This window comes from Nostoc flagelliforme FACHB-838, assembly GCF_014698065.1.
Classification (GTDB): domain Bacteria; phylum Cyanobacteriota; class Cyanobacteriia; order Cyanobacteriales; family Nostocaceae; genus Nostoc; species Nostoc flagelliforme_B.
Window position 1 is genome coordinate 1 of record NZ_JACJSI010000030.1, and the last position, 21,633, is coordinate 21,633.

The window sequence follows — 21,633 nt, forward strand, 5'->3', positions numbered from 1 at the left end:
GGTCATGGTTGAAGAGTCGAATTCGTCAACAACTTATTCAATTTGACTGTATCAGGGATGCTATGGAATATGTACTTCGCCTAGCGTCCTAACCGCCTTGTCTGTTGCTATAAATCGCTAGATGTCAGATGTATCTGTATTAGCAGGTTCAGAAAATACCTAACGTTGAACAGTTACATTTAACTTCAATAGGTAGCGAGTACTTGTCAATTGCCGAGATTGTTTTCAAACAAGTTAACTAAGTAGTTCGTAAAAATTTACAAATGTTGAGGCATTAGGAGAAGACCGCAGTGGCTCCCCTCAAAAAGGGGGGCTTTGATTCCTTTTTAAGGGAGGTTAGGGGAATCTAAAAATGCCTAAAGTCATAGTGAAGCACTTTTCAAACAACCTCTTAGGTAAGGCTAAAATTAACAAATTTAGAAGAAGCAAAATGACTTTGATTCGTTAACTAATTACACGTAATGTACTATTTTGAGTGGCACATCATGGCTCATATTATAAGTAAACAAACTGTCTGGCTCTTGAGATTTTTTATCGTAGGATTACTGCCTGCACTAGCTGCAAATCAAGCTGTAAGTGCAGAGCGGATAAAATTTAATTACGGTGTTTTAGAACGGTCTATTTCAATTAGTTCGCTTGAAACCTATGCTAGAACAGGCAAAATGGATGAAGATTTTGCTGTATATAGTCAGTATATAGACAAAAAGCAACTAACTCAACTGCGTCAAAGTTTACTAACTCCTATTAATTTAAATCAAGTAGGAGTTTCGAAATATTTCGCTCTTGCTTCAGGTGAGGTTGCGAGCCAGTTGAAAAGCTGATGGTGCAACATTTGACATCCAATGATAACCAGTGAAGGAGAAAATAGGTGGAAAGCGATGCTTACGACTGAATTACGCAATCTGCCCTTTTTACGTTACAAAATATTAAGCTAGGAAATATACATACCCAAGTCCAGTAGCAAGGTTGCGAGTCCAATTAGGATGATCTAGTCTTGCTAATATTCAAATGCGGTAATTAAATGCAGCGATTAGATACCAAATTGGCTCTCGATATGTTTTGGCGGCAAGGGTTGGCGCTTCTTTTAGGAATTATTATCTGGTGCGTGGCTGATCCAGCACTGGCAGTAGACTGGACTCATCCACTGTCATTTAGTAATGCAGAGTTGTCAAGACGTGATTTTTCTGGTGAGAGTTTGCAAGCAGCGGAGTTTTCTAACGCCAATATGGAACTGGCTAACTTTTCTAACGCTGATTTGCGGGGAGCAGTCATGAGCGCTTCGGTGATGACAAAAGCAAATCTCCACGGAGCAGATTTAACTAATGCAATGGTTGATCAGGTAAACTTGACTAAGGCAGATTTGAGCGATGCAGTTTTCAAAGAAGCTCTTTTACTCCGCGCCATATTTAATAATGTGAATATAGACGGTGCAGATTTTACAGATGCAATTTTGGATAAAGCACAAATCAAAGAACTGTGTACAAAAGCCAGTGGTGTGAATACCAAAACTGGCGTGCAAACTCGTGATTCTTTAGGATGTCAATGAAGCGTGTTGGTGTAATTGGTGGCGGGCAACTTGCCTGGATGATGGCGGATGCAGCACAGAAGCTAGGAGTAGAATTGGTAATACAAACTCCTAGCCAAGACGATCCGGCCGTGTCAATTGCTAAAGAAACTGTTTTCGCCCCAGTTGATGATGCAACAGCTACGAAAATATTAGCTAAAAAATGCGATATTATCACTTTTGAAAACGAATTTGTTAACCTGCAAGCTTTATCTGATTTAGCCGAGCAAGGTGTTTATTTCCGCCCCAGATTAGAAGCTTTAGCTCCTCTTTTAGATAAATATCATCAGCGTTGCTATTTACGCGACTTGGGCTTACCAGTTCCTCAATTTTTCCCCTTTGATGAGGTGGAAAATATCAAATCAAAAATAGAATATCTAGGGTTTCCAGTAGTCCTCAAATCCCGCCGCCACGGTTATGATGGTCAAGGTACTTTCATAATTCAGAATTTTGCTACTTTACAGCAAAAATTAAGTGATGAAACCATAACAAAAACTTTCAATCCATCACTTTTCTTGTTAGAAGAATTTATCCCTTTTGAAAGAGAATTAGCAATAATTGCAGCGCGTTCTGTAGAGGGAGAAATTGTAACTTATCCAGTAGTGGAAACCCAACAAGAAGAACAAGTGTGTCGGCGGGTGATTGCCCCAGCCCAGATTACGCCTAACCAAGTAGCAGAAATCCAAGCGATCGCACATACTCTATTAAATAGCCTAGAAGTAGTAGGAATTTTTGGAATTGAGCTATTTATCAGTGCTGATGGCAAAATCCTGGTAAATGAAATTGCACCTCGTACCCACAATTCTGGGCATTTTTCTCTTGACGCTTGCGAAACTTCTCAGTTTGAGCAACACCTCAGAGCCGTTTGTGGTTTTCCTTTGGGAAATCCAGCTTTGCAGTGTGCTGGTGCTGTGATGGTGAACCTACTGGGGTATGAAAATTCTCATAGCGACTACCAAAGTCAGCGTCAACAAATAGCCCAGATTCCCCAAGCGCACGTTCACTGGTATGGAAAAACTCAATCACGTCCTGGGCGGAAGTTGGGACATGTTACCGTTTTGCTAGATGATCAGAATCAAGAGTTGGGTAGTGTGTATGCCAACGGCATCGCCCACACCATAGAATCCATCTGGTATCCCAGGTAAATTGCTCAGAAACTTTCGATGTTGAACACACAACATCTTTTGAAAAGCTATAATGAGTGAGTTGCACTACGACGTTGGTGACTGCCATCAAGTTTTTTGATCTATGCCTTTAATGACAAGGGAGTCAACTGTTCTCGTGGCAGTATACCGGGCATGTACCCGGAAACTTTAAACGAGGAATTTAGGTTCCCACCTGGATAAACCCAGGTCATAAACTTAGGTAAAACGGCGTCGCGGTGAACTTAAAATCATTAGCTCCTAAAGTCAGTTAGAATTTAGGAGCTTTAATTATTTGGCATTGGAGAACAGAGAGAGCAGGGAAGGCAGGCGGAGAATTTTGGAAGTTGCTAAATCATCTCGCAAATATGCAACGCCAATTATTTAAATAAGTATTACTTATAATACAAATAAGAAAATATAAACTAAAAATCTGAAGCAACGCAGATTCACCATTTTGGCTGTATTAATCAAACAAATTTAATTAAAAATTAGTAATACTTGGAGATAAAAACAAAATCTGTATAACTTGATTCTAAATTAGGTATCGTTCAGAGTTAAGATGACAAAATTGCCTTAAATTGTGGTTAAAGCTACAGAAAATTGTCACAGCAACTAACTAATACAGTATTTCCAGCCTCGGTCTTCCGACTAGACAGTGGTTTAACTTTTATTCATCAAGAGATTTCCACTACCCCTGTAGTTGTGGCGGATGTTTGGGTGCGTGCTGGAGCAACCCTAGAACCAGAACCGTGGTTCGGTATGGCGCACTTTTTAGAACACATGATTTTTAAAGGTACGGCGACGCTACCCCCTGGAATGTTTGATTACAAAGTTGAAAACCGAGGTGGTGTCAGCAATGCGGCGACAAGCTATGATTATGCTCATTATTCACTCACCACAGCTGCTCCTTATTTAAAAGATACTCTGCCCTATTTGGGAGAACTACTGCTCAATGCGGCAATTCCAGAAAATGAATTTAGCCGCGAACGGGACGTAGTGCTAGAGGAAATTCGCTCTTGTCAGGACGATTCCGACTGGATAGGATTTCAAGCTCTAATTAAAAGTATCTATCAGTATCACCCTTACGGGCGTTCGGTGCTGGGTACTGAGCAAGAACTTATGCAGCAGTCACCAGAAGGAATGCGTTCTTTTCACCGCACTCACTATCAACCAGAAAACATGACGGTAGTAATTGCTGGAGGTATAGCGCAGCAACCAGCTTGGGAAATGGTAAATCATTCATTTACTGATTTTGTTGAACGCTCGAATTGTCCGCAATTTGAGAAAGTGGCAAAGCCAGTGATAACAGGTATTCATCGTCAAGAACTGTGTTTACCACGCATAGAACAAGCACGATTATTGATGGCGTGGCTGGTTCCTGGAGTAGAAGAAATCCGCGCTGGCTTTGGTTTAGATTTGTTGTCGGTGTTATTGGCCGAAGGGCGAACTTCGCGTTTAGTGCGTGATTTGCGAGAAGATTTGCAATTGGTACAGGGAATTTGCAGTAGTTTTTCTCTACAACGGGAATCAAGTTTATTTACAATTACTGCCTGGTTAGAACCAGAAAATCTGGAAGAAGTTGAGTCCTTAATTTGCGCTCATTTGGATGATTTGCAAACTATAGGAATTAGTGAGCAGGAACTTGCCCGTACACGTAGGCTGCTGTGTAACGAGTATGCCTTTTCTACCGAAACGCCAAATCAGCTAACAGGGCTTTATGGTTATTACAATACCATCGCCCAAGCTGAATTAGCTGTGACATATCCCCAGCAGATTCAGTCTTTTAGTGCCCAAGAACTCCAAAAATTAGCTAAACAGTATCTCTCGCCGGAGAATTACGCGGTTACTGTACTTAAACCGTGCTAGTTATTGGGCATTTATGGGGTATTAGTTTTTGACAAATGACAAATGACAAATGACAAAGGACAAAGGACAAATGACAACCTTGCTGCAAAAATCATCTATCCATCGCACCGTATTAAATAATGGCATTGTTGTGCTAGTTACAGAAAACCCTGCTGCGGACATTGTTGCGGCGCGAATCTTTGTGCGTGCTGGTAGTTGTAACGAAAACCGGGAGCAAGCAGGGTTGGCACATTTGCTATCGGCAGTGATGACAAAGGGATGTGATGGGCTTTCTAGTTTGGAAATTGCTGAAATTGTCGAGTCTGTAGGGGCGAGTTTGAGTGCGGATGCTGGCACTGATTACTTTTTGCTGTCTTTGAAAACGGTAACATCTGATTTTGCGGAAATTTTAGCATTGGCAGGGCGGCTTTTGCGATCGCCTACTTTTCCCGAAACTCAAGTGGAACTAGAACGGCGTTTAGCACTCCAAGATATTCGTTCCCAAAAAGAGCAACCGTTCAATGTCGCCTTTGAACAAATGCGGCAGGTAATGTACCAAAATCATCCATACTCTATGTCAGTGCTGGGAGATGAAACCACGATGAGCCGCTTAACTCGTGCGGATTTAGTGGAGTATCACCAAACTTATTTCCGTCCAGATAATGTAGTCATTAGTATTGCTGGTAGAGTCACACTCACAGATGCCGTAGCATTGGCAGAAGAAGTTTTTGCTGATTGGCAAGCGCCAACCCAAGCACCGCCAATACTGAATTTACCTGAGATTAAAGTGGAACCGCAGGTAAAGATTAAGCCAGTACAAACACAACAATCAATCGTGATGCTCGGTTATTTGGGAACATCGGTAAGTTCTGTTGACTACGCCCCACTAAAGTTGTTGTGTACCTACTTGGGAAATGGGCTTTCTAGCCGCTTGTTTGTCGAATTGCGGGAAAAACGAGGTTTAGCTTACGAAGTATCTGCATTTTACTCCACGAGGCTATTTCCAGCATCCTTTGTGGTTTACATAGGTACAGCACCGGAGAACACCAGCATCGCCCTAGAAGGACTGCGTACAGAAGTAGATTTATTGTGTACTACGGAAGTAAGCGAAAGCGCACTCAAAGCTGCTAAAAACAAAATTCTGGGGCAGTACGCCTTGGGTAAACAAACGAACGGTCAAATTGCTCAAATATACGGTTGGTATGAAATTTTGGGTTTAGGAATTGATTTTGACACCAAGTTCCAAGAATTGATTACGGCTGTGAGTGCCCAAGATGCGATCGCTTCAGCTTGTAAGTATTTAAAAGAGCCTTACCTGTCTTTAGTTGGTCAAGAAGAAGCAATTAATCGAGCGATCGCATCTGCTTGATTTTTAACGTGCGATCGTAGTGTTTCTGAAAAATGTCCATTTTGGGATGAGATGATTTTAAAGGATAACGGTTAAAGGTGAATTCACTTAGACTTTCCCCTTAACCAAAAAGTATTATAGTGATATTACCTTTATACTTCATTGTTCAGATCAGGAATATAAGTTTATGAACTCAACCACAACTTATACTTACGATGCTGCTGGTGACTTAATAGCTGAGAGGATAGACAACAACAGTGATGGGACAATAGACTCAGTTATTACTTACCGCAACAACGCGATATTGATTATCGCTGATTATGACAGCGATAGCATAAATGATGTTGTCTCAACCTTAACTTATGATACCAACGGCAACCTGATCTCCTTGAGCCGTGACGAAAATGGCGACGGCATAGTTGATAGTATCCAAACTTCTACTTATGATACCAACGGCAAGTTGATATCCTTTAGGCAGGACAACGGCGACGGGATACCTAATCTTATCGAAACTTATACTTATGATGCCAAGGGCAACCAGACATCCGCTAGCTATGACTACAACGGCAACGGCATAGTTGATGAGATCCGAACTTATACTTATGATGCCAAGGGCAACCAGACATCCTATAGCTTTGACGACAACGGCGACGGTATACCTAGTTTTATCTACACTTATACTTATGATCCCAACGGCAACCTGATATCCTTGAGCGAGGACTACGGCGGCAGTATACCTAATCGTATCCAAACTTATGCTTATGATGCCAAGGGCAACAAGATATCCTATAGCTATGACGAAAATGGCGACGGCATAATTGATTATATCCAAACTTATACTTATGATGCCAAGGGCAACCAAACATCCTTGAGCGAGGACATCAACGGCGACGGCATAGTTGATTATGTCCAAACTTCTACTTATACTTATGATGCCAACGGCAACAAGCTATCCTTTAGCCGTGACGACATGGGCGACGGCATAGTTGATTATATCCAAACTTATACTTATGATGCTAACGGCAACCAGACATCCTTTAGGGAGGACGAAAATGGCGATGGCATAGTTGATTATATCCAAACTTCTACTTATGATGCCAACGGCAACAAAACATCCTCTAGCACTAACGGCTACGGCAATGATGCTATTGAAATTTTTACTTATGATGCCAACGGCAGGATCACATCCTCTAGCAGTTATGACAACGGCAACAGCATACCTTATTATGTTGTAACCTATACTTATGAACGTGCATCTGCCAGCTATGACCTCAACAATGATGGTGTAATTGATGCGGTTGGCATTTACAGCTACGATTTGAGCGGCAAGCTGACCTCACAGAAGATTGACAATAATCATGATGGCATCTTTGAACAAGTAACTTTTTACAGCTATGATGCTAACAACAGACTAGCTGCACAGGTAGCTGACAAAAATAATGATGGCATCGCTGACGAGATTATTACTTACAACTATGATGCCAATAGCAAACTGACTTCAGCAGATATTGATAGCAACAGTGATGGCACTACTAATGTCTTTGCTACTTATCTATATGATACCAATGGTCAATTAATCAGCAAGATCACTACAGAGGGAAATGTACTAAACATTACTCTAAATGGTGGTAACGGTGCAGATAAACTCACTGGTGGGGCTGGTAATGATAAAATTTCTGGCAAAAACGGCAACGATCAGCTTTTAGGATTAGCCGGAAATGACAAACTAGTTGGTGGTAACGGTGATGACATTCTTAATGGTGGCACTGGGCGTGATACTCTAACAAGCGATCATGGCGCGGATAGATTTGTGTTCAACAGTCTGAGTGATTCGCTGCTGTCTGGTTTTGATACAATCACTGACTTGAACATTTGTGAAGATAAAATTGATGGGCTGTATGCAGTTAACGCTGCTAATTTAATTCAACTTGGCACTGTTGCTAGTTTAAATCTCGCAGATGTACAACAGATATTGACTGCAACTGCTTTTGTGGCTAAAGGTGCGGCAACTTTTACTTTTGGTACAGGCAATAATCGACAGACTTTTTTAGCACTCAATGATAATATTAATGGATTTTCTGCCCTCACAGATGCCGTAATTGAGATCAGTGACTACAAAGGCAACTTGGCTAACTTAGCGATTGTTTAACTTCAGTTGCTGACCAAAACTAGGGTATGGGGCATAGAGAATTAAATAATTCGTAATTCGTCATGACGCTCGATGACTAGTTGGCGGAGCCTCTCGTAGAGAAGAGGCTCCGCTAACGTAATTCGTAATTACGTTTTGTGACAGGAATTTAGCTTAGGTGTTCAATACTTTGAAAAGTCACAAGCAGGAGCAATTGTGAACCCAAGGATATTGAATTATGTGCAATCACTTTCTACAGCAGCTGTTTTTTAGACCAAGCGGCTGTACCATTAGCATGAGAATATTCTGGGAGTAAATTCCATGCAAAGCAGCCTGACAGCAAGTATTTTGAGTTACTTAAAATTACTAAACCCAACTGTAAATCGCTGTAAAATGGAAAAACGGCAAAAAAGTTGGTGGACAAAGAGGTCTAAATGTTTATCAGCCATCGAAATACTCTTGTTCTCCACTACGCCTCTGCTTATTGCCTCAACGGCTGTAGTATCAATAGCGGCACCACAAAAAATTGCTCAAATAAATCCTGGAGATACCATCAATCGCCCTACCCTTAAAGTTGGTAGTCAAGGTGAACGCGTAACTGAACTTCAGGCAGCTCTGAAACTTTTGGGTTTTTACTCTGGTGCTGTTGATGGTACATATAGTGAGAATACGGCCAGTGCTGTTGCCCGGTTTAAACAAGCAGCTGGCTTGAATCCAGATGGCATTGTTGATGCCAGCACTTGGCAAAGACTTTTCCCAAAAGAACCGATAGGAGCATCAAACGTCCCTTCATCCCAGCCAAGATTTAACTCGGCTACGAATTTTCCGATTCCAAACCAGGCTAACAATCTCACCAACGTTGCAAATATCAACCCCAACCCCCCAAGAAGAGCTGTAACACAAGTTCCGACTAGCCCTGAACCTAGACCTACTACCCCAAGAAGAGGTGTAACACAAGTTCCGAACAACCCTGAGCCAAGACCGGCTACCCCAAGAAGAACTACAACTTCAAGCACGCAGAAAACGCCAAATCGTACTACATCCACTACTCGAACTCAGTCAAACACACGGACTGGGCAAACTACTCGAACTCAGCCAAACACAACTACTAAACGAACCCCTGGTATTCAATACACCTCAGAAGGAATGCCAATTTTGCGTATAGGATTACGTGGTTCTGAAGTTGTTAAGTTGCAACAACAACTGAAAAAGCTTGGTTTCTTGAAAGGCGATGCCGATGGAGACTTTGGCGAGACAACCGAAGCCGCCGTGAAAGCTGCACAAAAGCGCTATGGTTTAGAAGCTGACGGTGTAGTTGGTGGCTCTACTTGGGAGGTTCTTTTACGGCGTTAACCTTAGCCCTACCTTCAAGCTTGCTAAATACAGCATCATTACGTCACGCGCCTGTAACCATAAGGTGCATTTATTGGAAATCCCCAAAGTACAGAGGTTTTTCAACTTTGAGAAACCTCCGTAGGGGTTTTATGCTTCACAGCATTTTTTATCAATTCATGCGGTACATCCTGCAATACGATAAAGATATGCCAATTAGAAATATCTCTTTATGCCTAGCACTAAAAAATTACATTGCTTTTGCCCTGATAAAAGATGATGGCAACTTTAAAAGTCAAGCACAATGACGCCTAATCGTGTTACAGATCACAACTGGCAATAGTGAAATTAATTAAACTTACTGCTAATTCATCTAAAAAAACTTATGCAACACTTTTTATTAACTTGGCTCGGTACTGCGGTGGCGTTATTCATTACTGCTAATATTATTCCAGGATTCTTTATCAAGAATTTTGTGACTGCCTTGATCGCTGCCCTTGTTATTGGTCTGGTTAATGCATTTATTAGACCAATTTTGCGAATTTTAACGTTTCCGATTACCTTACTCACCTTTGGTTTATTTACATTAGTAATTAACGCCTTAACCCTTTGGCTGGCAAGTGCCCTAACTCCTGGTTCTGGTTTTGAGATTAATGGCTTTTTACCTGCTTTGTTAGGTTCAATTGTGCTAGCAATTGTTTCTAGCGTAATTAACTATTTTTTGAGAGTTGTTGAGTAGAAAAATTAGTGAAGTTCTGTAATACTAATATTTGAAGCTTGGGCAACAGCTAGCGTTAATGCTCCCGGTTGCCCTTGTAGCTGGAAAATTTGTTTAGGAATTAAAAACTTGACCCGCAATTCCTCTATGTTTGTAAAGGGGAAAACAGTCAACGATGTGAGTTGAGAGGCTGCAAGAATAGCAGCTGCCTCGGCTACGCTAGGTGTACCTACTTTGTGGTCGGTAATTCTGGCAGGGTTGGGGACACAGACAGAGCGAAGGATTTCGGCAGAAAAGGTTTTTAGGGGCAAGTTGCGGAGATGGCAAAATTCTACTAAACCGAATTCTGAAGCTTTAGTGTCAATAGTAGCAATACCTGCGATCGCACTTTGAAAAAGTTGATTTTCTCGAAATATTTGCTCAATTGCTTGATCAATCAACTGCCATGAAGTTCTCTTTTTACAACCGATTCCTACCCATAAAACTTGTCGTATTTGGTGTATTTCCTTACTTAGTTCTTCACTGTTTGACATGATTGGGTTTACTCCAACAGCCAACTAAACAAATCTCCTACTGTTAGCCTCAACTCACTTGCAAAATCTGGCATAGGGAGTAAAGCTTCTAATTCATCCAACATAACTGGCTGTTGATTGCGGATATACACAAATACCGTTTGTTCTTCTGGATCAATCAGCCAACCCATTTGTGCTTCATAATTCAGGCAATGCAGAATATTTTTTGTAACTTTTGTTTGTCTTTGGTCAGGTGATAGAATCTCGATAGTCCAATCGGGAGCAGCTTGGAATACATTGGCAACTTTACCATTTTCATCACGGGGAATTCTTTGCCAAGTAAACACAGAAACATCTGGCACTATTGACTTTCCACCAAAAGTACATCGCAGTTCTGGGAAAGCACGAGCAATTCGCTTGGGCTTGATCGTTAAGTTGACAGTGCAAATCATTTCACCTTGGATTGTACTGTGCTTCCCCTGTGCCATTGGTTTTTGAATAATTTGACCATCAATGTATTCATTAGCAGGCTTAGTTTCTGGTAGCTTCGAAAACTCTGCCAAAGTTATGCTTTTTGATGGTGTTACCATAAGCGATCGCCTCCAAGCCCAGCAATTCTAATTAACAAACCGCAAAGACGCAAAGAAAAAATCAGCTTAACTCTTCCTCTGCGTACATACACGTTTAAAAAATTACATCCTCTCCAATACTTGAATTCCTAACAAAGATAGCCCCAACTTCAGAGTTCTAGCAGTCAAATCACATAAAACCAAACGGGATGTGCGCTGCGGTTCCTCCGCATCCAAAACTTGCACTCCCTGATTGCGATCATAAAACTGATTAAACTTCTTACTCAGTTCGTACAAATACTCACATAAACGATTGGGCAGCAAGTCTTGCTCTACAATACTAATAACTTCATCAAGTTGAAGTAAATATTTTGCTAACGCTAATTCTGTTTCATGCTGCAACAGAACGGCATTGTTTCCCAACTCTTGAAAGTTAATATCACCCTTGCGGCTAATCCCCTGAATCCGGGCATAAGCATACAGCATATAGGGCGCAGTATTACCTTTGAGATCCAGCATTTTGTCATAGCTGAAGATGTAGTTACTGGTGCGATTTTGGCTTAAGTCTGCATATTTAACTGCACTGATGCCAACGATCCTAGCAACTTCATTAATAAATTCTTCAGTTTCTTGGCGCTCTTCTTGTTGTAATCTAGCTTTTAGGTCTGCATGAGTACGAGCGATCGCTTCATCTAACAAATCCCGCAACCGCACAGTATCCCCAGAACGAGTTTTAAATTTCTTGCCATCTTCTCCTAACACCAACCCAAAGGGGACATGCACTAATTCCACATCATCGGGAATCCATGCAGCTTTGCGTGCTACCTGGAAAAATTGAGCAAAGTGGTTTCCTTGTCCAGCATCTGTTACATAAATTATCCGTTTTGCTTTATCCTGCTGAATCCGGTAGCGGAGGGATGCTAAATCTGTCGTGGCGTAGTTATAGCCGCCATCTGATTTCTGCACAATTAAGGGCAAAGGCTCACCTTCTCTATTTGTAAACCCTTCCAGAAAAACGCATTTTGCTCCCTGATTTTCTACCAGTAATCCAGATTTTTCTAAATCTTCCACAACGCCAGACAGTAAGGGGTTATAGAAAGATTCTCCGCGTTCAATTACTTGCACATCTAGCAAGTCATAAATTATTTGAAACTCTTGCCGTGATTGTTCGCACAGCAGTTTCCAAGCATGCAGTGTATCTTCTGCACCTGCTTGTAATCTAACGACTTCTTGCCGTGCTGTTTCCTGAAAAGCTTCGTCTGTATCAAAGCGTTGTTTGGCTTTGCGATAAAAAGAAACTAAATCTCCAATATCTAAAGCATTAGCGGTGGTAAGTGCGTCTGGGTAAACTTCCCGCAGATAGGCAATTAACATTCCAAACTGCGTACCCCAATCACCTACATGATTTAACCGCAAGACATCGTGCCCTTGGAATTCTAAAATTCGGGCTATAGAATCACCAATAATTGTCGAACGTAAGTGTCCGACGTGCATTTCTTTGGCAATATTCGGACTGGAAAAATCCACAATTTCCCGCTTCGGCCTTTTCGCGGCTGGAACTCCTAATCTGGGATCAGCTTGGATCGCATTTAGTTGTACTTCTAAGTATGCCGTTTTCAATTTGAGATTGATAAATCCTGGCCCAGCGATTTCTGGCGGTTCGCAGATTTCGGATACATCTAATTTATCAACGATCGCAGATGCGATCGCTCTTGGTTGCAATCCTTTCTTTTTACTCAGGGATAAAGCCACATTCGCCTGATAATCGCCAAATTTAGGATTACTAGCAGGAACCAAAATTGGATCTACTCCAGTGACATCAGCGCCAAAAGCCGCGACTAAAGCCTTCTCAAGCTGATCTTTTAGTTTTTCTTGTGTAGAGTTCATATATAAATTTTATCTGTGAGAGGGGAAATGTAGCTCTGGAAAAGCTTGATTATTTTAACCTTATAAAGATATTCGTCAAGTCCAAGCAAAGCCTGTCATCCTAAATTACAGTCCCCTTAAATTGTCTCCCATGCTCGGCGTAACTTCCAAATTCTGACAATACTGAAATGAATTTTGACAAACTACTACTAGTTAATCAAATAGGCATCTTGCCCGCCCAGATAATGCAAGTTGTATATGTAACCGTTTACGTAGTAAGCAATTCAGTGCTTACTTCAAAGAATAAACTTATTTACCCAGGTTTCATGGATTTGATAGACTACTACGTTTCCCAACGTAAGTACGCAGATAAACTTTGCTTGTATAGAAGCAAGTAACTTTGGTTAAAACTTAGTTGATACCCATGACAGCGTACTAGTACTTATCAACCTCATTCAAATAAAAATCCTTATAAATTAATACCAATTTAATATGAAGCTGCATAGAATAGAGCTTCCAGGATAAAGTTATAAGAAGAGACAGAAATTACCTGCTCAAATGTAAGTTGGTCGAAGATTTCTTGGATGCGCTCGCGTAAAGCTTGTAAAGAAGAGAAAAGTTGATTTTTGAGAGGTTTCTTAAGAGCTTGCCAAAGCCTTTCTATAGGATTGAGTTCAGGAGCCGATGGTGGTTGAAATAGAGGAATAATATTCTCCGGCCAGCTAATTGCTGAACTTGTATGAGCCGGTGCTTGGTCAATCTGTAAAATGGCATAATCTGAACCTAATTGCACAGATAGCCAGTCCAAAAACTGTTGAAAACACTCACCATTCAGTTTTGGGTACTCATAAAGAAAATGGTCTCCAGTTAATGGTTCAATTGCACCATAAATCCACGCATTTATCTCTTGGCCATATCACTTTAACAGTGGGCTTGACTCCGGAAGCTGTAATCACTTTTCCTGTGAGAGTTTTCAGTCCAACCCTAGTTTCATCCTGACACAGGTAGCGAACACACTTGCCGGGCGCTAGATGTTCTTCTAGACGATTCAGAATCATACCGAGTTTTTTTTAAACTCAGATACCAACTTTTCATCCTGCTTGTGGCCTTGAGGACGTGGCACTTTTAGTTTTGCTCCTAATCGATATCGAACCCATGCATAAACCGTTGCATACTCTATATCTTGTCCATGTTCTTGTTTTAACCAATCAACTATTGCGCCATAGCTACTAAAGCCCTTTCCTGTTTTTAACTCCTCCTCAAGTGCTGCGTAGTTTACCGCCGTAGGCATCGCAGCATCATCGATTTTCCGTTTTGCCCCTGGCGCTTTCTTGATTTCTAATAAGCCTGACAGTCCATCAGTTCTGTACTTCTGCAACCATCTCGTGACTGTTGAAGTATCTTTTGCCAAGCGTTTTCCGATTTCTTGCTGCTCCTTAACTTGCCCGCTTTTTATCCACCACAGCATAATAAGCTTTTCTTTCTGGGTTCCTAAATTCGCTGTTTGTAAACGTTTTTTAAGTTCTTCTTCGCTCTCTGCGATTTCAATCTTAAAAGGGCGGCTCATGGTTATTTTAAGTTATTGAGTTTGTTCTCTCTATTATATGCAGCCTCATATAAAATTGGTATAAACTTTTAGCCTTTGACTATATAAATTGCACATCTTATTTTTATAAAAAATATAAATTTCTCATTAATTTTTCATTACATATAGCGTTTCCAGCCTAAGTGTCAATAACAGTGTGTTTCCAGGTCATGAATAGTTTATTTTCAGTAAAAATACTTTAAATAAAGAGCTATTTAAATATACTAATAAAAATTGAAAAGCAGATTGACTTTGCAAAATTGCATTTGTTAAAAATAAAAGATATCAAAAACAGATAGCTGCTGAAAATAGCATTATCTAAATTGCTTTTCCTACTTAATGACTCCTAATATGAAACATAATTTATTTACTGCCTTAATTGCAGCTACAGCTACCTTAAGCGGATTATTTTCCCAAGTGGAAACTGCATCTGCTACTGGTTTTAATTGGAATAGTGCATGGACTTAGCCAACAGTATATAACAATTCTCAAACTGGTTTTAACGACACTCCTTTTCAACAATTTGTCCAAGCAGAAAGCGTAGCTCTAGCAAATAGCGGACAATTTAAATTAGATCCTAGTAAATTAAACCTAAAATACGACTACGATGTTTCTGTTTACTTTATCAATGAAGCGCGGGTTATAGAAATCAGTTAGCCTTCAATTCTACAGGAACTACTAATAAGTCTGGACTGCTTTTTAATGATATTTCTTGTGCAGGAGCCGGGTGTATTCTTGGCGGGAGTAATACACTAAAATTAGGTGATGGGGTCAAAGTTGGTAATATTACCGGAGGTAGTCAACTTGATTTCTGGTTAAGAGCTGATGGTTTTAACCGTGGCACCTCTGCCAATATCTTTGGTACTCAAACTGGTTCTAATGCTGACGGACTACAGCACGCAGTTGCTTACGCTTATAACAACTACATCCTCCTAGCATTCGAGGATTTATACGGAGGTTTACACGCTTCAGGGGTAGATTCTAAAACTGGTAAGTGGAACGAAGGTTCTGACCGTGATTTTAATGATGTTGTCGTCGTTCTTGATATCGGTGAGGCAAATGTTAAAGCGTTAATTGGTGCTAGCGTTCCTGAACCATCTGTTACTCTATCAATGTTTGCAATGGGAGCAGTTAGTATGTTTGGATTGCGTCGTCGCCGTCAAAGTCGCACTTCTAACTAAATTTTGAAACGTGCTTAATGTAAGGGACGTTTAGTTTGTTTAGAAAATAACAAGTGATTGAGCGAGTTTTCACCCGTATAAGTGTACGGGTGAATTTTTTATATATGTAGTGGTATTCATATTTTATCTACCGCGATCGCGTTCTAAATCATCAATGACTTCTTGCAAATACGACTCGTCTGACATCCCAGGATGGTAATCTTGCTTATGCTGAATTAATCGTTCGGCAATTTCCCAATATCCCCCAACCATTCGCAAAATTCGCTGGCGTAGCAGATGAGATTTTTGCTTTTTTGATTCTGGACTAAATTTCTGGATTTTTTCTAGGCTACTTAAGACTTGTTGATAGTTTCCCCAATCTTCTTGTTCACAAAAAATACTCGCCGCACGTTGATAATTCTCCACGGCATTTTGTATTTCTTCTATGCAAGTATAGGCAATGCCACAATTGTAGTAAGCTTGAGCATCATCAGGATTGATTTGCAGTGCTTGGGTGTAATCTTGAATTGCATCAAGATAATCGCCCATTGCCCGATAAGTATTACCTCTGGCAATATATACTAGGGGATCTTGTGGTTGCATCTGGAGTGCTTGGTTAAGGTCTGCGATCGCTCCTTGATGATCTCCCAATGCAGAACGTGCTTTGCCTCGGTTACGATAGACAATGGCATCTTGAAAATTTAGTTGCAATGCTTGATTAAAATCTGCGATCGCTTCTCGATAATCCCCCATTTTACAACGCACAACTCCACGGCAGCAGTAAGCTTGGGCATCTTGCGGATCAGCTTTTAATACCCAGTTTAAATCGGCAAGCGCCTCTTGGGTATCTCCCTTCTCAGCCTTTTCTAACAATTGCGTGAAATAATCATTGGTGGATAAAATGGGCGCATTGGTAGAATGCGATTCCTGAAAAGGAGATTTTTCTGGGGGTTGTAGCTGTTTAATTCGTTCTAGACAAAGACGACAATTCTCTTTGTCCTGTTGCTCTAGATATAATTGTGCAGCCTTTTTAAAGTTAGCGATCGCATCTTGAATATAACCTTGTTTGCGCCGCACCATTCCCCGCAGATTATAAGCAGCAGCATAATTGAGATTGAGACGGATAGCGCGTTCAACATCCTCCAGCGCCCCCGATAAGTTTTTCAGCGCTACCCTAGCCAATCCACGACAATAATATGCCTCTACACTCTCAGGATTCAGCTTTAGGACTTCGGTATAATCTGAAACAGCCTTAAGAATTGCTCCTGAGTCATAATGTGCCAAACCCCGTTGCAAATAAGCTTCGGTAAAGTAAGGTGTCAGTTGTAAAGCATGGTTAAATTCCTCAATTGCTCCAGCGTAGTCTTTTCGCCTAGCCTTTTCCAATCCTCTATTGTAGAATTCGTCATTCATGGCATTTGTTTGGTTGATTCAGTTAGTTGAATTCCAGCAGGCTTGTTTGGTAGTCTAACCTATGCACTCACCTTCATATTTTAAGTATATTTCGTACTTTTTGGGAAGTAAAATCAACACACTACCCTAAGTCGTTATAAGTATAATTTATCCAATATAATATTGTAAACTTCCAGGTTTTATAGTTAAGTTTAGTTAAAATATGATTAACTATTTATATCAATTAAAATTTAGAAGTATTACAACAGGTATATCAATTTAATCTCTACAATATTAGGATTAGGAAAAAATTAAGCAAGCTGCTGAGTTTAGCCAGCAAGCGCAGATTTTGTTTGAATATTAAAAAATGTATCAATAAAAATCTATGGTTACTCTAGGCTAATGCTTCCAGTTTGTGAAGATATTTGGCAACTTTAGCCATCAAGTTAGATAAACCACTATCAGCACGATTATTTCCAATTACAAATAAAAAAGCTGGGGAAATGACTAAATTCAATTCCCCATATCTCGTAGATTGTAAAATATTTACGGTTGACTAAAATTATTCCGAAAGTAAGCTGGGAGAAGTGAGTACAAAAACATCCCTACTTCCCTGAGCATCAATCTGTGGTTTGATAGGAGTAGTGAAGTGGAAAAAATCATGATCGTTGACTAATAAGAGTTCTCCCGGATTTAGAACTTTGCTAAACACAGGCTTTTCTTTTTTGCCAGCATATAGATGTGTTTCTCCACCTTGAATATTATCTCTATCTACTGAAAATATGCCAATAAGATCAGTGCCATCTTGATGGATACCTTCAGGCGCTGGATTACCCAAATTATCTGCCGAACAAATAGTTCTAATTTGATGAACTCCGATTTCAGCTTCAGGATGAAGTCTACAAGAATCACTAAATGCTAAGAGGAGATTCTTAAAAATATCAAGTTCTATTAGTGCATCTTCTAATTCTGCAAACTCTCTTTTGATGTCACCCACTAATGGATTGTACTCTTTACTTTGAAAGAGGTAGCCATGAGGTAATTTGATTAACTGATTTCCAGAAACTGTGAACCGAGATAATCTTCTGGAACGATAATTGCCTTTGATATAAGGGTCAATAGGCATATTACTAAAAAATGGCTTGAAACCTTCTGGATTAATTGAAGTTACTTTTCTAAGAGTAAACAGAAAAGCATATTCTAATTCCGTTGATGTCCACACTTTTTGCATAGGATTTACCTCCTTGCACATTGAAATTCTCCCGATTTTTTATGGGAGCCTTATAATACTTAGTATATGCTACTTTTTATTAATATGTTGTCACTTTGACTACAAAAATTGACAATTTATGATACGTGAAGGTGCTGAAAAGTTTTGCTGATGGGGGTTCGGTGGGCAAGGAATCGACGTATATTTACCTAAAACAGCAACAAGGTTCCATAATGATAGATTGGCTTTACCGTTACCCGCCTTTGTATCCCGGTATTTTACTCAAGCGTTACAAGCGGTTTTTTGCTGACGTTCAACTTACTTCTGGCGAAATAGTCACAGCGCACTGTCCCAATACAGGGCCAATGACTGGAGTATCGACTCCCCAAAGTGCGGTACAGCTTTCTAAAAGCGATAATCTTAACCGTAAATTGGCTTACACTTTAGAACTAATTCAGGTACATGACAACGAGCCGACTTGGGTAGGTATAAATACTTTTTTGCCCAATCGGGTGGTAAAGCTAGCTTTGGCGAAACACCTTTTCTCAGAATTGGGCGACTATAGCCAAATTAAGGGGGAGGTGGTTTATGGACTAGATAAAAAAAGTCGAGTGGATTTTTTCTTGACGGGGAGTGATGAAGAACGCCCGATTTATTTAGAAGTAAAAAATACAACTTTGTCTCAGGGGAGATTAGCGCTATTTCCTGACACGGAGACTACAAGAGGACAAAAGCACTTGCGAGAACTAATGGCGCTATTACCTCTAACTCGTGCGGTGATGCTTTACTTTATTAATCGTGGTGATTGTATCGAGTTTTCCCCTGGCGATCACACAGATCCTATATATGGTAAATTATTGCGGGATGCGATCGCTCTCGGTTTAGAAGTCTTACCTTGCCGTTTTGACATTTCCCCTGAAGGTATCCGTTATTTGGGTTTGGCAAAACTAAAAATTTGATTACATCTAATTAAATATTAAAGACTTTGCTTTGCAACGTCTCTAAACGCATAAAACAATAAATCCATCTAGAAAGTATCTAGATGGATTTATTGGTAATTGATGTTTAGTAAAAAACATTCAACCAGACAGTAATGAAGAAACGACTATAGGTAGTCGCCGTCCCAGCCAGAAATAGCATCTGCTATTCTGAAGCTTGCTTATGCAGGAATCAAAACTGTGTCAATTACGTGGATGACGCCGTTATCAGCAGCAACATCTGCTGCTGCAACAGTTGCATCATTGATTTTAACGCCATTAGAAGCGTCAATTTTTACATCTGAACCTTCAACTGTTGTAGCTGTCTTCAACTTAACTACATCAGCAGCCAATACCTTTCCTGAGACTACATGATAGGTCAAGATTTTCTTGAGCTTGGGAATATCTTGAAGTAATGCGTCTACTGTACCTGCTGGAAGCTTGTTAAACGCTTCATCAGTGGGTGCGAAGACGGTAAATGGGCCGGGGCCTTTCAGTGTATCTACTAAACCGGCTGCTTGGATTGCTGCAACTAGTGTGTTGAAAGAACCATTATTAACGGCGGTATCAACTATATTGGCCATGTGCTTTACCTAGTTCTGTGTAATCTGTTACAAATCTAAACTATTTATTTGATAAAATCTATCTATCATAAGACGTATGCTCAATCAATTTATTTATTGATACCATAAGAAATTACATATATTTTTATACAAAATTAAAGAATTATATGTGCATTGTCTGAGCGGATGAGTTACATCATGTTCGGCAAATCACTTATAATGTGTCATTGCGAATGCAACGAAGTGGAATGAAGCAATCGCAAAGGTTTGGGATTGCCGCGCTACGCTCGCAATGACATAAGTATTAAGTCGAACATGATATTACAACCGCTCCTGGATGCATAGTCTAGCCTTACAGTCATCGCCCTTTTTTCTATACAGCGGTAAGGGTGATGCCTGTGGCGGTAAACTACGCATCCAAATACTTAGCGCATCACTCGCTATACCAATAAAGTTAGTTAAATGGATAATTAAAAGTATTTTGTTGGAATAAATAAATTTTTCTACCAATTTAATTAATGATTGCAACACATCCTTGGGTAAAGACGTGATGAATCGCGTCTCTACAGATGGTCTATTTGTCGCATTCTTTTTTCAAATTGGTATTATTTATATGCACCCAATCCACAATTTGCTATTTGGTTACAAGACTAATTAAGCGAGTTATTTTTTATTTCGATTTGTTGAATAAAAAATTCTTCTAAGGATTGACGCGACAAGTTCATGGCGATAATTTTACCCTCCATAAGGCGAAGACTAGCAAGAAAATCATAGTAATCATCTTGTAATGTACCTTGCCAGGAACCATCAGGTTCAAATCTGAGAATGGATATCCATTTTTTGAGGATTTCCCAGTCACCACCTTGACCTTTGACGTGATATGTGTTTTTTCCGCCTAAGAGTTCATTAAGGGAACCAGAGCAAATTAATTCACCTTGAGCGAGAATGGCAATGCGATCGCAAATCTGTTCTACTTCACTAAGAACGTGGCTGTTGAAAAAAATCGTCTTACCAGCGGCTTTTAACGCCAGAATAATTTCCCGCATTTGGTAGCGCCCTATAGGATCAAGACCAGACATCGGTTCATCCAGAAAAACTAAATCTGGCTCGTTAATTAGCGCCTGTGCCATACCAACACGCTGTAGCATTCCTTTAGAATAGCGGCGCAGGAGCTTTTTACGAGCATCAGCTTGGGATAAACCCACTAATTCCAGCAGTTGGGGAATGCGTTGGCGTTGGACACTTTGGGGAATTTGGAATAGTCCAGCTGCTAGCTGTAAGAATTCCCAGCCAGTGAGATAGTCATACAAATAGGGATTTTCTGGCAGATAGCCGATATGTTGCTTGATAGTGCGATCGCCTATTGGCTTACCCAATAATAATCCCCGTCCAGAGGTGGGATGAATAATTCCCAATAACAATTTTAAAAGAGTGGTTTTACCAGCACCGTTTGGCCCTAGCAACCCAAAGGTTTCTCCTTTGTAAACCGTTAAAGAACAGTTTTTCAGAGATACGACTTTTTGATTTAGCCAAAAACCAGTGCGATAGACTTTTCGCAACTCAGAAGTTAGGACTACTGGCGGAGTGTCTGCCGTATTAAGTTGAGAATTAGAGTCATCTGCAACAGACTTCATCTCGGTTGAATCACTATTTACCTGGTAGGCTGATAATAACCATCAGAAACTAGTGTGTCAATTATCGAAAACTGGGGAGTTGGGA

Annotated in this window: 19 protein-coding genes, 1 other RNA gene and 1 pseudogene; 12 read left to right on the plus strand and 9 right to left on the minus strand. The window is 40.3% G+C overall.

Annotated features, from left to right (window positions below; all coding sequences use genetic code 11):
- Nucleotides 1–485: 485 nt before the first annotated feature.
- The 9 genes from H6G97_RS16465 to H6G97_RS16505 all read left to right on the plus strand — a co-directional run bounded on the left by H6G97_RS16465 (nt 486) and on the right by H6G97_RS16505 (nt 10,101).
- Nucleotides 486–821, plus strand: coding sequence for an alpha/beta hydrolase (locus H6G97_RS16465; protein WP_190941822.1), 336 nt, complete (start codon nt 486–488; stop codon nt 819–821).
- A gap of 233 nt (nt 822–1,054) precedes the next feature.
- Nucleotides 1,055–1,546, plus strand: coding sequence for a pentapeptide repeat-containing protein (locus H6G97_RS16470; protein ID WP_190941885.1), 492 nt, complete (start codon nt 1,055–1,057; stop codon nt 1,544–1,546).
- Nucleotides 1,543–2,709, plus strand: a complete 1,167-nt coding sequence (locus H6G97_RS16475; protein ID WP_190941884.1) for a 5-(carboxyamino)imidazole ribonucleotide synthase — start codon at nt 1,543–1,545, stop codon at nt 2,707–2,709. Before H6G97_RS16470 ends, H6G97_RS16475 begins: the two co-directional genes overlap by 4 nt.
- Nucleotides 2,710–2,769: 60 nt before the next feature.
- A non-coding RNA gene (ssrS, locus tag H6G97_RS16480) (6S RNA) lies at nt 2,770–2,953 on the plus strand.
- 356 nt (nt 2,954–3,309) lie between these two features.
- A complete protein-coding gene (locus H6G97_RS16485) occupies nt 3,310–4,575 on the plus strand; it encodes a M16 family metallopeptidase (protein ID WP_190941823.1) in 1,266 nt (421 codons plus the stop codon).
- A 70-nt stretch (nt 4,576–4,645) separates the two neighbouring features.
- A complete protein-coding gene (locus H6G97_RS16490; RefSeq protein ID WP_190941886.1) occupies nt 4,646–5,923 on the plus strand; it encodes a M16 family metallopeptidase in 1,278 nt (425 codons plus the stop codon).
- 166 nt (nt 5,924–6,089) lie between these two features.
- Nucleotides 6,090–8,051 (plus strand): bluetail domain-containing putative surface protein, encoded by a 1,962-nt coding sequence (locus H6G97_RS16495; protein WP_190941824.1) that lies wholly within the window; start codon nt 6,090–6,092, stop codon nt 8,049–8,051.
- A gap of 300 nt (nt 8,052–8,351) precedes the next feature.
- A complete protein-coding gene (locus H6G97_RS16500) occupies nt 8,352–9,383 on the plus strand; it encodes a peptidoglycan-binding domain-containing protein (RefSeq protein ID WP_190941825.1) in 1,032 nt (343 codons plus the stop codon).
- 364 nt (nt 9,384–9,747) lie between these two features.
- Nucleotides 9,748–10,101, plus strand: a complete 354-nt coding sequence (locus tag H6G97_RS16505; protein ID WP_190941826.1) for a phage holin family protein — start codon at nt 9,748–9,750, stop codon at nt 10,099–10,101.
- Nucleotides 10,102–10,106: 5 nt separating this feature from the next.
- Here the strand turns inward: H6G97_RS16505 and H6G97_RS16510 are convergent, their stop codons facing one another.
- The 5 genes from H6G97_RS16510 to H6G97_RS16530 all read right to left on the minus strand — a co-directional run bounded on the left by H6G97_RS16510 (nt 10,107) and on the right by H6G97_RS16530 (nt 14,594).
- On the minus strand, nt 10,107–10,613 hold the full coding sequence (locus H6G97_RS16510) for a cobalamin biosynthesis protein (RefSeq protein WP_190941827.1): 507 nt from the start codon (nt 10,611–10,613) through the stop codon (nt 10,107–10,109).
- 8 nt (nt 10,614–10,621) lie between these two features.
- Nucleotides 10,622–11,182 (minus strand): Uma2 family endonuclease, encoded by a 561-nt coding sequence (locus tag H6G97_RS16515; RefSeq protein ID WP_190941828.1) that lies wholly within the window; start codon nt 11,180–11,182, stop codon nt 10,622–10,624.
- A 102-nt stretch (nt 11,183–11,284) separates the two neighbouring features.
- Complete coding sequence (argS, locus tag H6G97_RS16520; protein WP_190941829.1) at nt 11,285–13,048, minus strand: arginine--tRNA ligase; 1,764 nt, start codon at nt 13,046–13,048, stop codon at nt 11,285–11,287.
- A gap of 466 nt (nt 13,049–13,514) precedes the next feature.
- Complete coding sequence (locus tag H6G97_RS16525; protein WP_190941887.1) at nt 13,515–13,931, minus strand: transposase; 417 nt, start codon at nt 13,929–13,931, stop codon at nt 13,515–13,517.
- A gap of 150 nt (nt 13,932–14,081) precedes the next feature.
- The gene (locus H6G97_RS16530) at nt 14,082–14,594 is read right to left on the minus strand and encodes a helix-turn-helix domain-containing protein (RefSeq protein WP_190941830.1); all 513 of its coding nucleotides are present in this window, start codon (nt 14,592–14,594) and stop codon (nt 14,082–14,084) included.
- Nucleotides 14,595–15,397: 803 nt separating this feature from the next.
- On the opposite strand from H6G97_RS16530, the gene H6G97_RS52500 reads away from it, so the two are divergent.
- Nucleotides 15,398–15,793: a DUF4114 domain-containing protein gene (locus H6G97_RS52500; protein WP_338421732.1), complete on the plus strand. Its 396-nt coding sequence runs from the start codon at nt 15,398–15,400 to the stop codon at nt 15,791–15,793.
- Between the two features lie 123 nt (nt 15,794–15,916).
- Here H6G97_RS52500 and H6G97_RS16540 read toward each other — a convergent pair whose 3' ends face one another.
- Nucleotides 15,917–17,185: a tetratricopeptide repeat protein gene (locus tag H6G97_RS16540; protein ID WP_190941831.1), complete on the minus strand. Its 1,269-nt coding sequence runs from the start codon at nt 17,183–17,185 to the stop codon at nt 15,917–15,919.
- Nucleotides 17,186–17,521: 336 nt separating this feature from the next.
- Here H6G97_RS16540 and H6G97_RS16545 point away from each other — a divergent pair.
- A pseudogene (locus H6G97_RS16545) lies at nt 17,522–17,724 on the plus strand (DUF711 family protein); the annotation flags it as partial.
- Between the two features lie 2 nt (nt 17,725–17,726).
- On the opposite strand, the gene H6G97_RS16550 reads toward H6G97_RS16545, so the two are convergent.
- Complete coding sequence (locus tag H6G97_RS16550) at nt 17,727–18,395, minus strand: 2OG-Fe dioxygenase family protein (RefSeq protein ID WP_190941832.1); 669 nt, start codon at nt 18,393–18,395, stop codon at nt 17,727–17,729.
- A gap of 212 nt (nt 18,396–18,607) precedes the next feature.
- Between H6G97_RS16550 and sfsA the strand changes: the two genes are divergently transcribed.
- Nucleotides 18,608–19,333 carry a DNA/RNA nuclease SfsA gene (sfsA, locus tag H6G97_RS16555; protein ID WP_190941888.1) on the plus strand — a complete coding sequence of 242 codons (726 nt, stop codon included), beginning with the start codon at nt 18,608–18,610 and terminating at the stop codon, nt 19,331–19,333.
- Nucleotides 19,334–19,533: 200 nt separating this feature from the next.
- Here sfsA and H6G97_RS16560 read toward each other — a convergent pair whose 3' ends face one another.
- Together H6G97_RS16560 and H6G97_RS16565 are read right to left on the minus strand one after the other, a co-directional pair.
- Nucleotides 19,534–19,935, minus strand: coding sequence for a fasciclin domain-containing protein (locus tag H6G97_RS16560; RefSeq protein ID WP_190941833.1), 402 nt, complete (start codon nt 19,933–19,935; stop codon nt 19,534–19,536).
- A 629-nt stretch (nt 19,936–20,564) separates the two neighbouring features.
- Nucleotides 20,565–21,548, minus strand: coding sequence for an ABC transporter ATP-binding protein (locus H6G97_RS16565; RefSeq protein WP_190941834.1), 984 nt, complete (start codon nt 21,546–21,548; stop codon nt 20,565–20,567).
- Nucleotides 21,549–21,633 lie beyond the last annotated feature (85 nt).

Bases quoted from the DNA above. Each gene is read 5' to 3' on its own strand.
- H6G97_RS16465 (WP_190941822.1), top strand. From the start codon at position 486: ATGGCTCATATTATAAGTAAACAAACTGTCTGGCTCTTGAGATTTTTT.
- H6G97_RS16470 (WP_190941885.1), top strand. From the start codon at position 1,055: ATGTTTTGGCGGCAAGGGTTGGCGCTTCTTTTAGGAATTATTATCTGG.
- H6G97_RS16475 (WP_190941884.1), top strand. From the start codon at position 1,543: ATGAAGCGTGTTGGTGTAATTGGTGGCGGGCAACTTGCCTGGATGATG.
- H6G97_RS16490 (WP_190941886.1), top strand. From the start codon at position 4,646: ATGACAACCTTGCTGCAAAAATCATCTATCCATCGCACCGTATTAAAT.
- H6G97_RS16495 (WP_190941824.1), top strand. From the start codon at position 6,090: ATGAACTCAACCACAACTTATACTTACGATGCTGCTGGTGACTTAATA.
- H6G97_RS16500 (WP_190941825.1), top strand. From the start codon at position 8,352: ATGCAAAGCAGCCTGACAGCAAGTATTTTGAGTTACTTAAAATTACTA.
- H6G97_RS16505 (WP_190941826.1), top strand. From the start codon at position 9,748: ATGCAACACTTTTTATTAACTTGGCTCGGTACTGCGGTGGCGTTATTC.
- H6G97_RS16510 (WP_190941827.1), bottom strand. From the start codon at position 10,613: ATGTCAAACAGTGAAGAACTAAGTAAGGAAATACACCAAATACGACAA.
- H6G97_RS16515 (WP_190941828.1), bottom strand. From the start codon at position 11,182: ATGGTAACACCATCAAAAAGCATAACTTTGGCAGAGTTTTCGAAGCTA.
- argS (WP_190941829.1), bottom strand. From the start codon at position 13,048: ATGAACTCTACACAAGAAAAACTAAAAGATCAGCTTGAGAAGGCTTTA.
- H6G97_RS16530 (WP_190941830.1), bottom strand. From the start codon at position 14,594: ATGAGCCGCCCTTTTAAGATTGAAATCGCAGAGAGCGAAGAAGAACTT.
- H6G97_RS16540 (WP_190941831.1), bottom strand. From the start codon at position 17,185: ATGAATGACGAATTCTACAATAGAGGATTGGAAAAGGCTAGGCGAAAA.
- H6G97_RS16550 (WP_190941832.1), bottom strand. From the start codon at position 18,395: ATGCAAAAAGTGTGGACATCAACGGAATTAGAATATGCTTTTCTGTTT.
- sfsA (WP_190941888.1), top strand. From the start codon at position 18,608: ATGATAGATTGGCTTTACCGTTACCCGCCTTTGTATCCCGGTATTTTA.
- H6G97_RS16560 (WP_190941833.1), bottom strand. From the start codon at position 19,935: ATGGCCAATATAGTTGATACCGCCGTTAATAATGGTTCTTTCAACACA.
- H6G97_RS16565 (WP_190941834.1), bottom strand. From the start codon at position 21,548: ATGAAGTCTGTTGCAGATGACTCTAATTCTCAACTTAATACGGCAGAC.